This is a genomic window from Acuticoccus kandeliae (genome assembly GCF_003073115.1).
The window spans coordinates 1,394,753-1,409,667 of record NZ_QBBV01000001.1; the positions used below are offsets into that span (position 1 = coordinate 1,394,753).

A 14,915-nucleotide genomic window follows, 5' to 3' on the forward strand; every position below is an offset into this window, starting at 1 on the left:
CCGATGCGAATTTCGTGTGGCGTGGCCGCGCCGCGCTTGCCTCTGTGCGCTCCCGATGTCAGGACGGTAACAGCCGAGGAGGGGCAAGCCATGCCGCGAACAGAGGCGTGCAGCACAGCGCGTCGCCCGGCGCGCACCGTCGGGGCCGCATGAGCGACGTCGAGCACCGCGACGCGCGGATCTCCGAGCGCATCCTGGAATCGATGCGCGACGGCGTCATTACTATCGACCTGACGGGACGGATCATCACCTTCAACGGCGCGGCCGGCCGCATCCTCGGCAAGGACCCGACGGAGGTTCTCGGCCACTCCTTCGCGGAGGAATTCCTCGCCGAGGAGAGCTTCGACGACTTCAACGAGGTCGTCTTCAAGGCGGTCTACGAGGCGACGACCATGCATTCGGTCGAAGTCGCGCTTCAGGTCGAAGGCAAGCGCACGGACCTCCTCGTCGCCTCCTCCTTCCTCACCTTCGACGGGGATGACGGGGAGGAGCAGCGCTTCGGCGTCGTCGTGGTCTTCTCCGACATGACGGAGGAGCGCAAGCGCCGCAAGATCAAGCGGCTCTTCGGCGAATATGTCGACCCGCGGATCGTCGACCGGATCCTGTCGAGCACGGAGGCCGCCCGCAACCGGCGCGGCGACATGACGATCTCCTTCGTCGACATGCGCGACTTCACCGGCTGGTCCGAGCGGCTCGACACCGACGCGCTCGTCGACCTCCTCAACCGCTTCCTCGCCGCGATGACCGAGCCGATCAGCGCGGCCGGCGGCATCACCGACAAATATATCGGCGACTCGGCGATGGCCTGCTGGGGCGCGCCCTTCACCGAGGACGCGACGCAGGCGCGCGACGCCTGCCGCGCCGCGCTCGGCCAGATCAACGCGCTGCCGGAGTTGCGCACCGCGCTCGTCGCGAACGGGGTGGAGCACGCGGAGAATCTCGACGCGGTGGTGGGCGTTGCGACCGGCGACGTCCTCTCCGGCGATATCGGCCCGCCATCGAGCCGCAACTTCACCGTCATCGGCAACGCCGTGAACATCGCCGCCCGCCTCCAGGAGGCGGCGAAGGCCTACGGGCAGAAGATCCTCGTCGCGGAGGAGACGGCGAAGCGTGCGGGCGAGGGCTTCGTCTTCCGCGAGATCGACCGCCTCACCGTGCGCGGCTCGCAGCGGCCCGTCACCGTCTTCGCCCTGCTCGGCACGCCCGAAGACGTGGACCCCGCCGTGCTGGAGCTTGTCGACACCTACCAGTCGGGCCTCGCGGCGATCCGTGCGCGCGAATGGGACAAGGCGCGCAAGGCCTTCAATGCGTGCCTGGAGATCGACCCGGTCGACGTGCCGGCCGCGATGATGCTGGAGCGCGTCGACGCGTTCGAGGCGGACCCGCCGCCGGCGAGCTGGGACGGGGTCTGGCGCCGCGCGCAGCGGGCCATGATCAATCACCCGCCGCTGAAATAGCGAAGCGCCACGCAAGTCAGGTCGTCGGCACGATCGGCGCCGCGCTCGAACTCGAGCACGGCGTCGCGCACGGTCTCGGCCACCGTGTCGACAGTCTCGTTGCGCGAGCCGTCCACCTCGGTCTCGATGCGCGTCTCGCCGAACGCCTCGCCCTCGATGTTGAAGGCCTCGGTCGCGCCGTCGGTGTACATGAAGAGGAGGTCGCCGGGCGCCATGACGATCTCGCGCTCGGCATATTCGAGCCCTTCCATGATGGCGAGGGCGGGGTCGCCGGTGCGCGCGAGCACCTGCACCGGCCCGTGCGGGCCCGTGACGAGCGGCGGATTGTGGCCGGCATTCACGTAGACGAGGCGGCCGGTCGTGAGGTCGAGGACGCCGTGGAAGACCGTCACGAACATCATCTGCTCGTTGTCGACGGCGAGGAAGTCGTTCACCTCGGTGATGGTCGCGGCCGGTGAGACCGCGCGCAGCGAGGTCGCCTTGATGAGGGTCCGGCTGATCGCCATGAACAGCGCCGCCGGGACGCCCTTGCCCGACACGTCCGCGACGACGATGCCGAGGCGGTTCTCGTCGATCATGAAATAGTCGAAGAAGTCGCCGCCGACTTCCTTCGCCGTCTCCATCACGCCGCTGATCGCGAAGCGCGGATGGGGCGGGAGGGGGCGCGGCAGGAAGGAGAGCTGCAGCTCGCGCGCGATGTCGAGCTCCTGCTCAAGCGCCGCGAGGCGGGCGCGGGTGATGATCGCCCCCTGCAGCTCCTTGATGAGCTCGGTGAGGCGGTGGTGCTGGTCGGTGATGCGCTGGGACATGCGCTGCAGCACCTCGGCGAGGATCGCGAGCTCCTCGTTCGGCCGGTGCTGTGCCTGACCCTCACGGCCCGGCTCGGACATGATGGCCTTGAGGTCGGCGAGAACGTCGGCGCGCCCTTCCGGGTCGAGCGTCTCGGCGAGGCGTTCGAGCTGGCGGCGGATCACCCGCTCTTGGCGCCGGCGCTGGCGGGTGATGCCCTCTTCCTGTTCGAGGAGGCGCAGCGCGTTGCGGCGGAAGATGACGAGCGCCTCGCCGATGCGGCGGATCTCGCCCGCGCCGCCGGGCTCCGGGTGGGAGGAGAGGTCGCCCTGGGAGAGGGAGCCGAGCGTCGCGATCGCCGCTTCCAGCGGATTGAAGGCCTGGCGCAGGAAGACGTAGAGCCCCGCGATCATCAGGAGGCTGACGGTCACGATGAGGATGAGGCCGCGCTGTTCGAGGCGCCGCGTGGCGGTGACGCTGTCGGTCGCGTCGCGCAGCGTGACGAGCGTGCCGGCGATGCCGCCGGTGAGATCGTCGACGGGCGAGCCCGCCGCGAAATAGAGCTTCTCGCCGGCCGACAGGAACTCCGCCCCGGCGCTGCGGCGGGGGAGCATCGGGCGGGCGAGTTCCCACAGGGCCGAGTCCGTCCCCGCGATCACGCGCCCGCGCAGCGAGACGAGATAGGCGGGGCCGCCGGTCAGCTCGCTGAGGCTCTCGATCACCGTCTGCGCGTCGATCGCGAGGCTGAGCACGGCCTTCGGCTCGCCGCGCACCGAGATCGCGCGCGCGGCGGCGACGACATAACGATCGGGCCGCTCCTGGCGCAGGCCCTGGAGGGAGGCGACGCCGGTCGTCAGCAGATCGATCGCGGGCGTGCCGAGGAGGGGGCGGGAGCGGAAGAGCGGGTCGTTGGAGGCGATCACCTCGCCGTCGAGCCCGAGCACCTGGACGGTGATGTTGTGGGGCACGAGGTCGGGCGAATCCTGAAGCACGCGCACGACGTCGGACGGAGCGAGGTCGGCGGCGGCGACGGAGATCCGCGCGGCGAGCTCGGACGCATCAGTGTTGAGATCGTCCGCCTTGTCACGGACGAGGCTGCTCCAGAGCGATTTCTGGCTGTCGATCGCGATGTCGGCGAGGCGCTCCTGTTCGAGGCCGGAGCGGATCGTGCCGAGGCCGACGAGCGCGACGATGACGAGGATCAGCGCGATCGAGAGGAGGAGCGTGATGCGCGTGCGCAGGAGCATCCTCAGCGCCTCCCGCCGCCGCCGCGCCGCGCGCCGCCGATGCCGGCCGCGAGGATCGCGAGGAGGGTGAGGGCCGACGCCCCGACGGCGCTCGTGCCGAGCGGGGAGATGTCGACGACATAGGTCGCCGCCTTCGCGCCCGCGGCGATGAGGATGCCGACGAGGAGGACGATCGCCGCGCTCCCGCCGAACCCGCGCGCGCCGAGGCGCATCAGCGTCAGCCCGAAGCCGAGCCCGATCGTGCCGCTCGCCGCGACCGGGGGGAAGTCGAGGAGGAGGGCGGCGGCGACGCCCGCGGCGGCGAGGGCCGCGCCGGTCGCGGCCGCGGTGCGCGTGTCGGTCGCGAACGGCACGTAGGCCGCCGCGCCGATGATCGCGAAGTGCATCGCCATCGTGGCGTAATTCTCGGTGAGGGCCGTGCCGGCGATGAAGATGTCGGTCCAGGTGAAGAGGGCGGTGGTCGCCGCCGCGAGCGCCAGCGTCTCGCTCGCCGTGAGGGCGAAGGCGAGGCGCACCGGCCGCACCCGGCGCGGTGCGCCCGCGGTGGAGGCGAGCGCGATCACGACGAGGATGCCGCCGATCGACAGGAAGGCGAGGCGCCGTCCCACGGCCTCGGCGAGGAGGGCGCCGACGGTCGGCCCGATCGCGGCGGCGGCGAGGAGGACGAGCGCGGCGTGCCACGGCCGGCGCATGAAATTGCCGTCCGCGAGGAGCACGGTGAAGGCGGCGAACCACAGGCCGAAGCCCGCGATGGCGAGCGCGCCGATGAAATAATCATAGTCGCGGATAAGGTAGATGGAGCCGATCGCGCCGGCGCCGATCAGCGTGCCGATCGTGGTCGCGAGCTTGGAATAGCGCCCGCCGACGAGCCAGGCCAAGGCGAGGCCGAGGAGGCCGCCGGCCGCCATCGCGCCGACCGACCCGCCGACGACGAGGGCGACGATCGGGTCGTCCCCGATGCGGTCGCCCGCGAAGTTCGCGACGAGCGGGCGCACCGCCATCGCAGCGGAGAGTGCGGCGAGCGGCCACCACAGGAGGCCGTCATCCTGGCGGTGGGGGAAGGGGCGGTCGAAGCGGAAGGCGGCGAGGGGGGCGAGCGCGGCGTCGATCCGCTCGTGGAGGGCGCGGGTGATGTCGAGCGCGCGCACCTCGTCGACGACCACCTGGAGGCGCCGGTGCGCGCGGCGCAGCGTCACCGTGAGGCGGGCCGCGGACTGGCCGAGGGGCTGGAAGGGGCCGGGCCGGGGGGAGGTGAAGTCGGCGAAGACGCCGTGCGCGACGGCCCGTCCGCCAGCCACGAACCGGGCCTGCGGTAGGTCGCGCCGTTCGAGGAGGAGGAGGCGCAGGAGGATGCCGACGAAGAGGCTGGCGGCGATCGCGACCGCGATGGCCGACTGGATGATGTGCCCGCGCACCCGCTCCAGCATCAGCCGCGAGGGGACGACGACGACCGCGCCCTCCACGGCGCGCCCTTGCGCGATCGCGGAGCGGACCTGGCGTTCGTCGCCATAGACGCCGCCCGTCTCGCCGGCGGCGAAGAGGACGCGCTCGTTGGGGTCGAGGATGGAGATCGAGGCGACGCTGGGGTTCGCTTCCAGGATCGTGTCGAGATAGGGCCCGACCCCGCGCATCTCGCGCAGCGGGATGCCGAGATCGATGGCGCGCTGGAAGTCGCCGGCGACCGATTCGGAGATCGCGGCGGCGACATAGTCGGAGCTGGAATCAAGGGCCGAGAAGGCGCTCTCGAAGCGCGGCAGGAGCACGACGAGCGCGCTCGCGAGGACGATCGCCGCGACGCAGAGCGCGGCGATGGTCGCCCGCCGCGTGGAGGCGAGGTGACCGCTCAATTTCGCGCGGTCAGACCTGTTCATCGAGCCGCTGCAATTCGTCGGATGCGGTGTCGAGGACGCGCCGCGCCTCCTCGGTGCGCCGGATCGCCGCATCGACGGACGCGCCGACCGGCTCGTCCGTACCGGCGATCGGCTCCTTGGCCCTCAGCGCCGCGTGGGCAGCCTCGATCGGCCGGTCATGGCGTGGCAGGACGACGAGGCCGAGGACGAGCACCGCGAGCGCGATGAGGCCGATGAGCGGGGCCTGCGCGGAGAGGAGGGGCGTCAGGAGCGAGAGCGGGGCGGCGAGCGCGGCGCGGTCGACGATCAGCGCGACCCACCCCTCGGTCTGGTTGAAGTCGTTCGCGAGCGTGCGGCCGATGGTGATCGTCTGCGGCTCGTCGGCCTGCCAGCGCAGGCGGACGCGCTGGTCGCTGATTGCACTCATCCAAGCCGGCGGCACCGGCTCGCCGACCGCGCCGCGATCGGTGGAGAAGACGGTGATGCCGTTCTGCGAGAAGACGTCCGCCGCGATGATGCTGGGGGTGCGGGCGAGGGCGCGCTCAAGCAGCGGCTCCACCTGCTGCAATTCGCCAAGCGGCAGGCCGAGCTGGAGATTTCGCTCGATCGTCTGCTCGGTTTCGCTCAGCACGAAGTCGAGCTCGGCCGCGCCGAGCGCCGCATCGCCCTGCTCCACGGTACGCGCCGCGACCGCCACGAACGCAATCAGCGCCGCGAAGATCACAATCGTGACGAGAACAAGGCCGCCGGTTCGTCCCATCCGCTCACTCTAGAGGCGAATTCACGCGATCTTTGTGCCGAAATCGCCACAGCTTCGCCACGGTGTGGTAAGGGTTTTGGTGAGATTTGTCGCGTGGCGTTTGTCTGTAAACAAAATACCCATCAACAACAACTTGGTACGGGCGATGAGTGGACGGACGCGGCAAAGGGAGGTTCCATGCAACGGCTTGGACTGACATTGCTCATGGTTCTCCTGCCGCTCGTCGCCGCTTCGCTCGGCCTCGGCGGGTATCTGAACTACGCGAGCGTGCGCAATTCCTATCTCGAGATGGTCGGCGAGCGGCTCGAAACGGTGGCCCACCGCATCGCGGGCGACGCGCAGATTGCATTGTCCATGGGTATGCCGCTCGGCGGACAGGACGCGCTGGAGCGCACATTGGTACGCGAGCGTGACGCCGATTCGGACCTCGCTTCGGTCGACGTCGTCTCCAACACCGGCCTCGTCCTCTTCTCCAGCGATCCGAGCCGCAAGGGCAATCAGGACGTCCCCGACGTCTCGCTCGCCGAGCGGCGCACGGCCGACATCGTCTCCCCTTTCGAGACAGTGGACGGCACCGTCGTCGTGCGCGCCTCGCGCGAGGCGATCGACGGCGCGCTGAACCGGCTCGGGCGGCAGATCCTCATCACGGTGGTGATCGCGACGATCGCGAGCGCGCTCGCCGTCGCGCTGGTCGTCACCGTCGCGGTGCGCACGCTCTATGGCCGCCTGATGGACCGGCGGCGGACCTCGGCCGGTCGCGCCGTCCCTGCCGAAATGCTGGAGGTCATCGACGCGGTCGACGCCGCCCATCGCAGCATCGCGGAGCGCCTCGCCAAGGGGGCGAAGTCGGCGGGGTCTCATGCGTCGCTTTGATGGCATCATCGTCGGCTTCGTCACCGCGATCCTGATCGCGGGGCTCGCGGCGATCTCGTGGCAGACGGTTCGCGGCGCGCAGGCGCTGCTCCTTCCCGCCCTCGACCAGAAGGCCGACACGGTGGCCCGTTCGCTCGCGGGCCTCGTCAGCGAGGCGGTCGGGTACGGCATCGGCCTGCGCGAAATCGTCGGCGCGGACGAGGTGCTGCGTGCGGCGCTCAACGAGAATGACGATTTCGCCTTCGTCTCGATCACCGACGCGGACGGGACGACCATCTCGGCCGCGACGCGCGCGGAAGGCGCGCAGCCGAGCGAGATGAACACCGTCACCGCGCCGATCGAGGCGGAGGGGAGCCGCGTCGGCGCCGTCGTCGTCGGCACACCGAACGCGGTCGCGCAGACGATCCTGCGCGAATTGTGGCTCGACGTCGCCGTCCTCCTGATGGTCGCGGTGCTCGTCGCGCTGGAGCTCGTCGCCTTCGCCTTCTCCATCCCGTCCGCAGTCCTGTTGCGCGGCCTCGCCCAGCGGCTCGACGCGATCTCGCGCGGCGACTTCCGCCCGCACCTGCCGCTCCCCGGCCGCGGCATCCTCGCCGAGGAGATCGAGGCGGTGGACGGGGAGATCGCCCGCGCCCGCGCGACCGACCTCGAGCTGCGCGAGAAAGCGCGCGCGGCGGGGGACAAGGAGGCGCTCGCCGCCCTCGACGCGCTCGACCAGAAATTCCGCCTCCTCGGCACGCGCCACCAGCCGCCGGTGAGCCTCATTGCGGTGCGCGCGCCGGTCTTCCTCTTCTTCTTCGCCGAGGAGCTGACGCGGCCCTTCCTGCCGAGCTACATCAAGTCGCTCGCCCAACCGATCGCCGGCCTCTCGATCGAGTTCGTGATCGCGCTGCCGATCATCCTCTTCATGGCGATCGTCGCCTTCATGCAGCCGACGCTGAACGGGGTGACGGAGCGGATCGGGCGCAGCCGGTCGCTTCGTGCCGGCGCGATGGTCGCGATCGTCGGCTATCTCGGCACCGCCTGGTCGACGACGATGATGGAGCTGATCCTCTTCCGCACCGTCACCGCGTTCGGCTTCGCGACGGTGTTCGTCTCGGCCCAGGGCTTCATCGTCGACCGCACGGGCGCGACCAACCGGGCGCGCGGCATCGGCCTCTTCGTCTCCGCGATCATGGCCGCGATGCTGTGCGGCCCGCCGATCGGCGGCATCGTCGCGGACCGGCTCGGCCCCAACGCGGCGTTCGTGATGTCGGCCGCGATGGCGCTGATCGCCTATCTGTGCGCCCTCGTCGCCCTGCCGCGCGATCCCGCCACCGGCGAGACGCGGGCGCGCGGGGTGCGCGTCTCCGACGTCGTCACCGTGCTGCGCCAGCCGGCGCTCTTCCTGCTCCTCGTCGGGTGCGCGTTCACCGCCAAGATGATCCTCATCGGCGTGTGCATGTACTACCTGCCGCTGACGCTCGCGAACTCGTTCGAGCCGGCGGTCATCGGCCGCGTCCTGATGCTTTACGGGCTTGCGATGCTGATCGTGGTGCCGGCCGTCTCGCGCCTGTCGGACGAGAAGAGCCGGCGCGTGCCTTACGTGGTCCTCGGCGGCATCCTCTCGGGGCTCTCCGTCGTCCACCTCTTCATCTGGCCCGCGCCATGGGGCGCGGCGCTCCTCGTCCTCCAGGTCGGGATCGCGCAGGGGATCTCCACCACACCCCAATCCGCGCTGGTGGGCGAGCTTGGCCGTCGTTATCTACCGGATCTGTCCGAGGGAGGGCTTTACGGCGTGTTTCGGCTCATCGAACGCATGGGGACGGCCGTAGGACCCGCCGCGGTCGCGGCCGTATGGGGCAGCTTCTCGGGCGATGTCGCGATGATGGCGATGGGCGGCCTCCTGATCGTCGGCGCGCTCCTATTCGGGATCGCCTCGATGAGCGCGGGCGCCCGCCCGCTGCCGGCCGCGGGCGAATAGGAGTGGCCGCCTTGATCACCCGCCGCTCCACGCTGAAGCTCGCCGCCGGCCTCGTCGCGATGCCCGCCATCGCGCGCGCGGCGACCGACAAGCCCTACACGATCTACCAGATCACCTATCGCGGCCCGACCGACGTCGAGCGCGGCTTCCGCGACTATCTGGAACAGCGCGGCATCCCGGTGACCATCATCGAGCGCAGCGCCGACCTCGACCCGAGCCGCGTTCCGGGCTTCGTGGAGGAGATCCGCCAGATCAAGCCGGACCTCGTCTACACCTGGGGCACGCCGGTGACGCTCGGCACCTTCGGCCGCGCGAGCGATGCCGACCCCGCCCGCTTCATCACCGACATTCCGGGCGTCTTCACGATGGTCGCCTCGCCCGAAAGCTCGGGCGTCGTGCCGACGCGGGACTCGTCCGGCCGCAACATCACCGGCACCTCGCACGTCGTCCCGCCCGAGCCGCAATTGCGGGCGATGGAGGCCTACCGCCCGTTCAAGCGGCTCGGCGTGCTCTACACCTCGATCGAGCAGAACTCGCTCGCGATCGTGAACGCGCTGCGCGACCTCACCGCCGAGCTCGGCTTCGCGCTCGAGGAGCGGACCTTCCCGCTCGACGCGGCGGGCCGGCCGACGACGGACAATGCGGCTGAGCTCGTCACCCAGCTCGCGGACGCGGGGGCGGAGTGGCTCTACTACCTCCCCGACACCTTCCTCTCGACGAACATCAGCAAGGTGGCCCCGGTCGCGACCTCGCTGGGGCTCCCCGGCTTCTCGGCGACCGAGCTCCTCCATCGCGACGCGCTGATCAGCCTCATCAGCCGCTACTACTCGCTCGGCCAGCTCACCGGCTACAAGGCCGAGCAGATCCTCACGCGCGGCGTGCCGCCGGAGGACATCCCGATCGAAACGCTGAAGCGCTTCGCCCTCATCATCAACATGCCGCTGGCGCGGGAGCTCAAGATGTACCCACCGCTCGCCATGTTGAACTACGCCAACATCCTCACCGACTAGGGTGGCCATGAACGTCGCGACCACGCTCTCGCCGCTCACATTCGATGTGGTGAACCTCTCCCCGGCGGACATACCCGTCGTCTACGAACTCTACCGCCGCGCGCTCGCGGCGGTGCCGGACCCGGCCGCCGTGCGGGCCGACGAGCCGTCCTTCTTCGAGGACATGTTCGCGGTCGGGGGCGAGATCCTGGGGCTGCGCTGCGACGGGGACCTCGTCGCCTACGGGGTGCTGCGGCCCGAGCTCGCGCGCGAGCATGACAGGGTCGGCCTCGACGGGCTCGTCGCGCCGGACGCAGTGATGCGCGTCCTCGACGGGTCGGCGGTGCGGCCGGACTTCTGGGCGCACGGCCTCCAGCGCACCATCATCGACGCGCGCATCGTGCGGGCGGGCGAGGAGGGGGCGAGTTCGGTGATCGCGAAGGCGGCGCCGCGCAACGTGCCCTCGATGCGCAACCTCACCAAGCGCGGCTTCCGCATCGTCGGGCGCGTGATGAAGCCGTACGGCTGGCGCTACATCCACCACCGCCCCGTCGCGGACGAGCCGGTCCATCCCGAAGACGGGACATGGACGGTCTCTGAGGATGTGGACGGCAGCGAGGCGCGCTTCGAGGATGGCTTCTACGCCTGCTCGGCCCAGCGCGACCCGCACGGCGTGCCGCTCCTGCGTTTCGCGCCTGAGCGTCTCCCCCGCACCGCTCCGCGCGCCGACACCGCCCACTGAGGGCGCGGACCGACGCTCAGATGGCGTGAAGCGTCTTCAGCTCCTCGGCGACGAGGTGCTGGAGGCGCCACAGATTGCGGTCCCTGATGCCGTATTCGGCGAGATGGGCGACGGTGTTGTAGAGATATTCGGCGCCCGATCCGACGCTGCCGCACGCGCGCGCCAGGATCCACGCGACCTCCTCGTGCTCGAGGTCGGCGGCGACGCGCTCCCCCTTCGGCCCCGCCCAGAAGACGAGCACCTGCTTGCGCCCCTCCGGCGTGTGGACCGGGATCCAGCGCACCATGTCCTTGTTGTGCTTGAAGCGGACCTCGCGCACGAGCGCGCGGCGCACCTCTTCCTCCAGCCGGTCGTCGGGGAGGCGATAGATCAGCCCGTCGCACCGGCCGCCGCGTTCCAGCGCCATCATCAGGCCGGGCTGGTCGGGCGAGCCGCGCCAGCGGTTCATCTTGAGGCAGAAGGAGCGGTGCCAGCCATAGGCGGTGGCGCGCATTTCGCCCACCGCGTCGAAGCCCGGCTTCCAGATCAGCGAGCCGTAGGCGAAGACCCAGATCGGCTGGCCGGCACTCTCCTCGATGATCCGGCGGGCCACCGCGTCGAGCTCCTCGTCGGTCATGAGGATCCAGCCGGGCTCCGGGCCGATATCGGGCTCGTTCCTGAGGCTCAGCGCAACCAGCTCCGGGGTCAGCATCATGACGCGTCGTGGTCCTTGTCACCGTTCGTGGGCGCCGCACGGCCAGGCGCCCGCACACTCCCACATCGGGCTTGTTCAGCGCGTTGCAAGCCGCGCGCCGCTTTCACCCGCTCCGCTTTCGACCGCGGCCGCCCCGCCGGTCAAGCCGTGCCGGCGCTCGCCCGGCCCCGCTCGATTGCGTAGATATGATCGACGAGTGCGGTGCTGTAGATCGCATCCGACTCCGAGATGAGCACGCTGTGGTCGCCCTCCTGGCGCAGCGTCGACAGGATCTCGACGAGGCGCTGGACGAGGGCGGGGGCGACCCCCTCGAACGGTTCGTCGAGGATCATGAGGCGCGTGCCGGCCATGAAGGCACGGGCGAGAGCGACGAGCTTCTGCTGGCCACCGCTGAGCTGCATCGCGCGCCGCCCGGCGACCTTCTCGACCTCCGGGATGAGGCCGTAGATGCGGGCGAGCCGGGCGGGGCCATCGTCGGTGTGGGCGGCCCAGACGGGCAGGAGGATGTTCTCCTCCACCGTCCAGTCCGGCACGAGGCGGCGGTCCTCAGGCATGTAGCCGACGCCCTCGCGGGCGTGGGTATGGGGCGAGGCGCGGGTGGTGTCGCGCCCGGCGATCTCGATGGTGCCGCCGTCGACCGGCAACAGGTTCATGACCGAGCGCATCAGCGTCGTCTTGCCGGCCCCGTTGCGGCCGACGAGGGCGACGAAAGCGTTCGGCCCGACCTCCATCGACACGTCGCGCAGGATCTCGGCGCCGCCGATCGAGACGGAGACATCGTGGAGACGCAGCATCAGGCCGTCCCGGCCGGGTGCGCCATGCCGACGATCTGCTCGGCGACGGCGCTGTCGGCGAACACCGCCTCCGGCGTGCCATCGGCGATGACGGCCCCGTCGGTGAGGGCGACGACGCGGGTCGCGTAGCGGCGCACGATGTCCATGTCGTGCTCGATGAAGACGACGGTCTTCTCGTCGGCGATGAAGCGGTCGGCGAGGCGCTGCATCACGTCGTTCTTCTCGTCGCTGCTGACCCCGCTCGTCGGCTCGTCGAGGAGGACGAGGTCGGGGTCGGCCGAGGTCGCCATCGCGATGTCGAGTAGCTTGCGCACGCCCTGGGGCAGCTCGCCGACGAGGCTGTCGCCGTGCTCGGCGATGCCATAATGGGCGAGCGCCTCGTGCGCGCTCTCGGCGAGGCCCTCGTCATCGAAGCGGGAGACAATGGCCCGGCGCGGCGCGGCGAGGAGGCTCGTCGCGAGCATCATGTTCTCGAGCGCGGTCGAGGTGCCGAAGAGCTGCGGCACCTGGAAGGAGCGCGCGATCCCCTTCCGGGCAAGGACCCGCGCGGGGACGCCCGTCACGTCCTCCCCGCGGAACATCACCCGCCCGGTGGTCGGCGCGAGGTGGCCCGAGACGATGTTGAGGAGCGTCGTCTTCCCGGCCCCGTTCGAGCCGATGATGCCGACGATCTCGCCCTCGTCGACGCGCATGTCGATGGCGTTCGCCGCCGCGAAGCCGCCGAAGGTCTTCGCGATGTCCTGGCATTCGAGGATGGGCGTGGTCATGGCTGACGTCCTTGCGTGTCGATGTCCGGGCGCGGCGCCGGCCGACGGGTGAAGAGGCGATGGACGAGAACGAAGAGGTGGCCGAGCCCGCGCGGCAGGAAGAGGATGATGATCAGCATCACCGCGCCCAGCACGAGTTGCCACTCGTCGGGGAAGAAGGCGGATGCGTAGGTGCGCATCGTCTCCAGGAAGACGGAGCCGAAGAGGGGGCTCAGCACGTTCGCCTGGCCGCTGATGAGGACGATGAAGACGAACTCGCCAGAGGTGGTCCAGTAGGCAAGGCTCGGGTCCGCATAGCGCGCCGCGGCGGCCGCGAGCGCCCCGCCGGCGCTGCCGAGCACGGCGGCGATCACGTAGTTGATGTGGACCGCCCGGCGCACCGACCAGCCGAGATATTCGACGCGCGTCTCGTTGTCCTCGATCGCGGAGAGGAGCTTGCCGAAGCGCGAGCGCAGATAAAGGTGCGTCGCGATGCCGAGCAGCGCCCAGACCCAGACGCACAGGAGGAAGAGCGCCGTCTGCGACCAGGCGCGGGACGGGGTGAGGCCGAAATAGGTGAGGCGGCCGACATTCAGCCCGTCGCTGCGGCCGAAGAGATCCATCTTCACCGCGATCCCGTAGACGACCATCGACAGGGCAAGGGTCAGCATCGCGAAGAAGATGCCGCGATAGCGCGCGAGGAAGACGCCGACGAGGGCGGCGATCGCGGCCGAGACGATGGCGCCTGCGATGATCGCGAGGATCGCGTCGCTGATGCCCAGATGCTCGTGCATCAGCGCGACGCCGTAGGCGCCGAGGAAATAATAGAGGCCCTGGCCGAAGGAGAGGAGGCCGCTGCGCAGCATGATCATGCAGCCGAGCGCGGGGAGCGAGGCGGCGATGGCGATCTGCAGGAGATAGACCACCCAGCCCGGCATCAGCGGCTCGGCGAAGGAGAGGACGACCGCCCCGGCGAGGACGACGAGGACGGTCGGATCGAGAAAATGTCTCATATCTTGCGGGCCATCGGTCGAGCGAAGAGCCCGTAGGGGCGGATTGCGAGGACGATCGCCATCACGGCGTAGACCGAGAAGACGGCAAGGTCCGGCGCGAGGTGGGTGGCGGCCGCCCGCGCGAGGCCGACGACGAGCGCGCCGACGACGGCGCCGCCGATGCTCCCGAGCCCGCCGATCACGATGACGGCGAAGGCGAGCACGATGACCTCGACCCCGATGCCCGGATTGACCGCGATCTTCGGCGCGGTGACGGCGCCCGCGAAGGCGCCCAGCATTGAGCCGACGATGAAGGTGCCGGTCATGATCGCGGCGACATTGACGCCCATCGAGGCGCTCATCTCGCGGTCGTGGACGACGGCGGTGACGCAGCGCCCCGTGCGCGTGCGGTTCAGCACATACCAGGTGCCGGCCGCGACGAGGATTGCGACGACCACGGTGAGGACGTCGTAGACGGGATAGTTGAGCGTGCCGATCGCGACGGTGCCGAAGGCGTTGCGCGGCTGGAAGGCGTAGAGCGACTGACCGCCGAAGACGAGCTTCGTCACGTCTTCCAGGATGAGGAAGAGGGCGTAGGTCGCAAAGAGCGTCAGGACTTCGGGGTGATCGTAGAGGCGGACGAGAATGGTCCGCTCGACGAGAAGGCCGAGGAGGCCGCCGACGATCGCCGCGCCCGCGAAGGCGAAGAGGAGCTGCGGCGCGGTGCCGAACCCGTTCGAGGCGCACACGCCGATGGCGTAGGCCGCGACGTAGGCGCCGATCGCGTAGAAGCCGCCATGGGCGATGTTGAGGAGGCGCAGGACGCCGAAGACGAGGGTGAGGCCGATCCCGACGAGGAACAGCCAACCCGCGTAGGAGATCCCGTCGACGAGGACGATCAGAGCAAGGTTCATGGACACTCTGCTGGGTTCGGGGTGCCCGGACGGCGCGCGTCGGCGTCCGTCAGGGCGGGCGGACTTCTGCCCGGCCCGCGCGCCTCAGCGAGGGCGCGGACGGGG

13 protein-coding genes are annotated in these 14,915 nt (G+C 70.1%); 5 read left to right on the forward strand and 8 right to left on the reverse strand.

What is annotated here, in order from left to right; genetic code table 11:
* The first annotated feature begins 149 nt into the window (after positions 1-149).
* Positions 150-1,457, forward strand: a complete 1,308-nt coding sequence (locus DBV35_RS06405) for an adenylate/guanylate cyclase domain-containing protein (protein WP_157961604.1) — start codon at positions 150-152, stop codon at positions 1,455-1,457.
* Here DBV35_RS06405 and DBV35_RS06410 read toward each other — a convergent pair.
* Genes DBV35_RS06410 through DBV35_RS06420 form a run of 3 tightly spaced genes read right to left on the reverse strand, consistent with a single transcriptional unit; the run spans position 1,439 to position 6,103 of the window.
* Positions 1,439-3,493: a SpoIIE family protein phosphatase gene (locus DBV35_RS06410; RefSeq protein ID WP_108659359.1), complete on the reverse strand. Its 2,055-nt coding sequence runs from the start codon at positions 3,491-3,493 to the stop codon at positions 1,439-1,441. The genes DBV35_RS06405 and DBV35_RS06410 overlap by 19 nt on opposite strands.
* Before the next feature lie 2 nt (positions 3,494-3,495).
* Positions 3,496-5,364, reverse strand: coding sequence for a hypothetical protein (locus tag DBV35_RS06415; RefSeq protein ID WP_170134883.1), 1,869 nt, complete (start codon positions 5,362-5,364; stop codon positions 3,496-3,498).
* Positions 5,351-6,103, reverse strand: a complete 753-nt coding sequence (locus DBV35_RS06420; RefSeq protein ID WP_108659361.1) for a hypothetical protein — start codon at positions 6,101-6,103, stop codon at positions 5,351-5,353. The genes DBV35_RS06415 and DBV35_RS06420 overlap by 14 nt, the downstream gene beginning before the upstream one ends.
* A 177-nt stretch (positions 6,104-6,280) precedes the next feature.
* On the opposite strand from DBV35_RS06420, the gene DBV35_RS06425 reads away from it, so the two are divergent.
* The 4 genes from DBV35_RS06425 to DBV35_RS06440 are packed head-to-tail and all read left to right on the forward strand — an operon-like array spanning position 6,281 to position 10,670.
* Positions 6,281-6,976, forward strand: coding sequence for a hypothetical protein (locus DBV35_RS06425; RefSeq protein WP_157961605.1), 696 nt, complete (start codon positions 6,281-6,283; stop codon positions 6,974-6,976).
* Positions 6,963-8,939 (forward strand): MFS transporter, encoded by a 1,977-nt coding sequence (locus DBV35_RS06430; protein ID WP_108659363.1) that lies wholly within the window; start codon positions 6,963-6,965, stop codon positions 8,937-8,939. The genes DBV35_RS06425 and DBV35_RS06430 overlap by 14 nt, the downstream gene beginning before the upstream one ends.
* 2 nt (positions 8,940-8,941) lie before the next feature.
* Complete coding sequence (locus DBV35_RS06435; RefSeq protein WP_157961606.1) at positions 8,942-9,949, forward strand: ABC transporter substrate-binding protein; 1,008 nt, start codon at positions 8,942-8,944, stop codon at positions 9,947-9,949.
* A 7-nt stretch (positions 9,950-9,956) separates the two neighbouring features.
* Positions 9,957-10,670, forward strand: a complete 714-nt coding sequence (locus DBV35_RS06440) for a GNAT family N-acetyltransferase (protein ID WP_108659365.1) — start codon at positions 9,957-9,959, stop codon at positions 10,668-10,670.
* 16 nt (positions 10,671-10,686) lie between these two features.
* On the opposite strand, the gene DBV35_RS06445 is transcribed toward DBV35_RS06440, so the two are convergent.
* From DBV35_RS06445 to DBV35_RS06465, 5 genes are all read right to left on the reverse strand, one after another.
* On the reverse strand, positions 10,687-11,364 hold the full coding sequence (locus DBV35_RS06445) for a gamma-glutamylcyclotransferase (protein ID WP_108659366.1): 678 nt from the start codon (positions 11,362-11,364) through the stop codon (positions 10,687-10,689).
* A 140-nt stretch (positions 11,365-11,504) separates the two neighbouring features.
* Positions 11,505-12,158 carry an ABC transporter ATP-binding protein gene (locus DBV35_RS06450; protein ID WP_108659367.1) on the reverse strand — a complete coding sequence of 218 codons (654 nt, stop codon included), beginning with the start codon at positions 12,156-12,158 and terminating at the stop codon, positions 11,505-11,507.
* A complete protein-coding gene (locus DBV35_RS06455) occupies positions 12,158-12,925 on the reverse strand; it encodes an ABC transporter ATP-binding protein (RefSeq protein ID WP_108659368.1) in 768 nt (255 codons plus the stop codon). Before DBV35_RS06455 ends, DBV35_RS06450 begins: the two co-directional genes overlap by 1 nt.
* Positions 12,922-13,917 carry a branched-chain amino acid ABC transporter permease gene (locus tag DBV35_RS06460; protein WP_108659369.1) on the reverse strand — a complete coding sequence of 332 codons (996 nt, stop codon included), beginning with the start codon at positions 13,915-13,917 and terminating at the stop codon, positions 12,922-12,924. Before DBV35_RS06460 ends, DBV35_RS06455 begins: the two co-directional genes overlap by 4 nt.
* Complete coding sequence (locus DBV35_RS06465; protein WP_108659370.1) at positions 13,914-14,810, reverse strand: branched-chain amino acid ABC transporter permease; 897 nt, start codon at positions 14,808-14,810, stop codon at positions 13,914-13,916. Before DBV35_RS06465 ends, DBV35_RS06460 begins: the two co-directional genes overlap by 4 nt.
* Between the last annotated feature and the right edge of the window lie 105 nt (positions 14,811-14,915).

Coding starts and splice junctions, on each gene's coding strand:
- DBV35_RS06405 (WP_157961604.1), top strand. CDS start 150: ATGAGCGACGTCGAGCACCGCGACGCGCGGATCTCCGAGCGCATCCTG.
- DBV35_RS06410 (WP_108659359.1), bottom strand. CDS start 3,493: ATGCTCCTGCGCACGCGCATCACGCTCCTCCTCTCGATCGCGCTGATC.
- DBV35_RS06415 (WP_170134883.1), bottom strand. CDS start 5,364: ATGAACAGGTCTGACCGCGCGAAATTGAGCGGTCACCTCGCCTCCACG.
- DBV35_RS06420 (WP_108659361.1), bottom strand. CDS start 6,103: ATGGGACGAACCGGCGGCCTTGTTCTCGTCACGATTGTGATCTTCGCG.
- DBV35_RS06425 (WP_157961605.1), top strand. CDS start 6,281: ATGCAACGGCTTGGACTGACATTGCTCATGGTTCTCCTGCCGCTCGTC.
- DBV35_RS06430 (WP_108659363.1), top strand. CDS start 6,963: ATGCGTCGCTTTGATGGCATCATCGTCGGCTTCGTCACCGCGATCCTG.
- DBV35_RS06440 (WP_108659365.1), top strand. CDS start 9,957: ATGAACGTCGCGACCACGCTCTCGCCGCTCACATTCGATGTGGTGAAC.
- DBV35_RS06445 (WP_108659366.1), bottom strand. CDS start 11,364: ATGATGCTGACCCCGGAGCTGGTTGCGCTGAGCCTCAGGAACGAGCCC.
- DBV35_RS06450 (WP_108659367.1), bottom strand. CDS start 12,158: ATGCTGCGTCTCCACGATGTCTCCGTCTCGATCGGCGGCGCCGAGATC.
- DBV35_RS06455 (WP_108659368.1), bottom strand. CDS start 12,925: ATGACCACGCCCATCCTCGAATGCCAGGACATCGCGAAGACCTTCGGC.
- DBV35_RS06460 (WP_108659369.1), bottom strand. CDS start 13,917: ATGAGACATTTTCTCGATCCGACCGTCCTCGTCGTCCTCGCCGGGGCG.
- DBV35_RS06465 (WP_108659370.1), bottom strand. CDS start 14,810: ATGAACCTTGCTCTGATCGTCCTCGTCGACGGGATCTCCTACGCGGGT.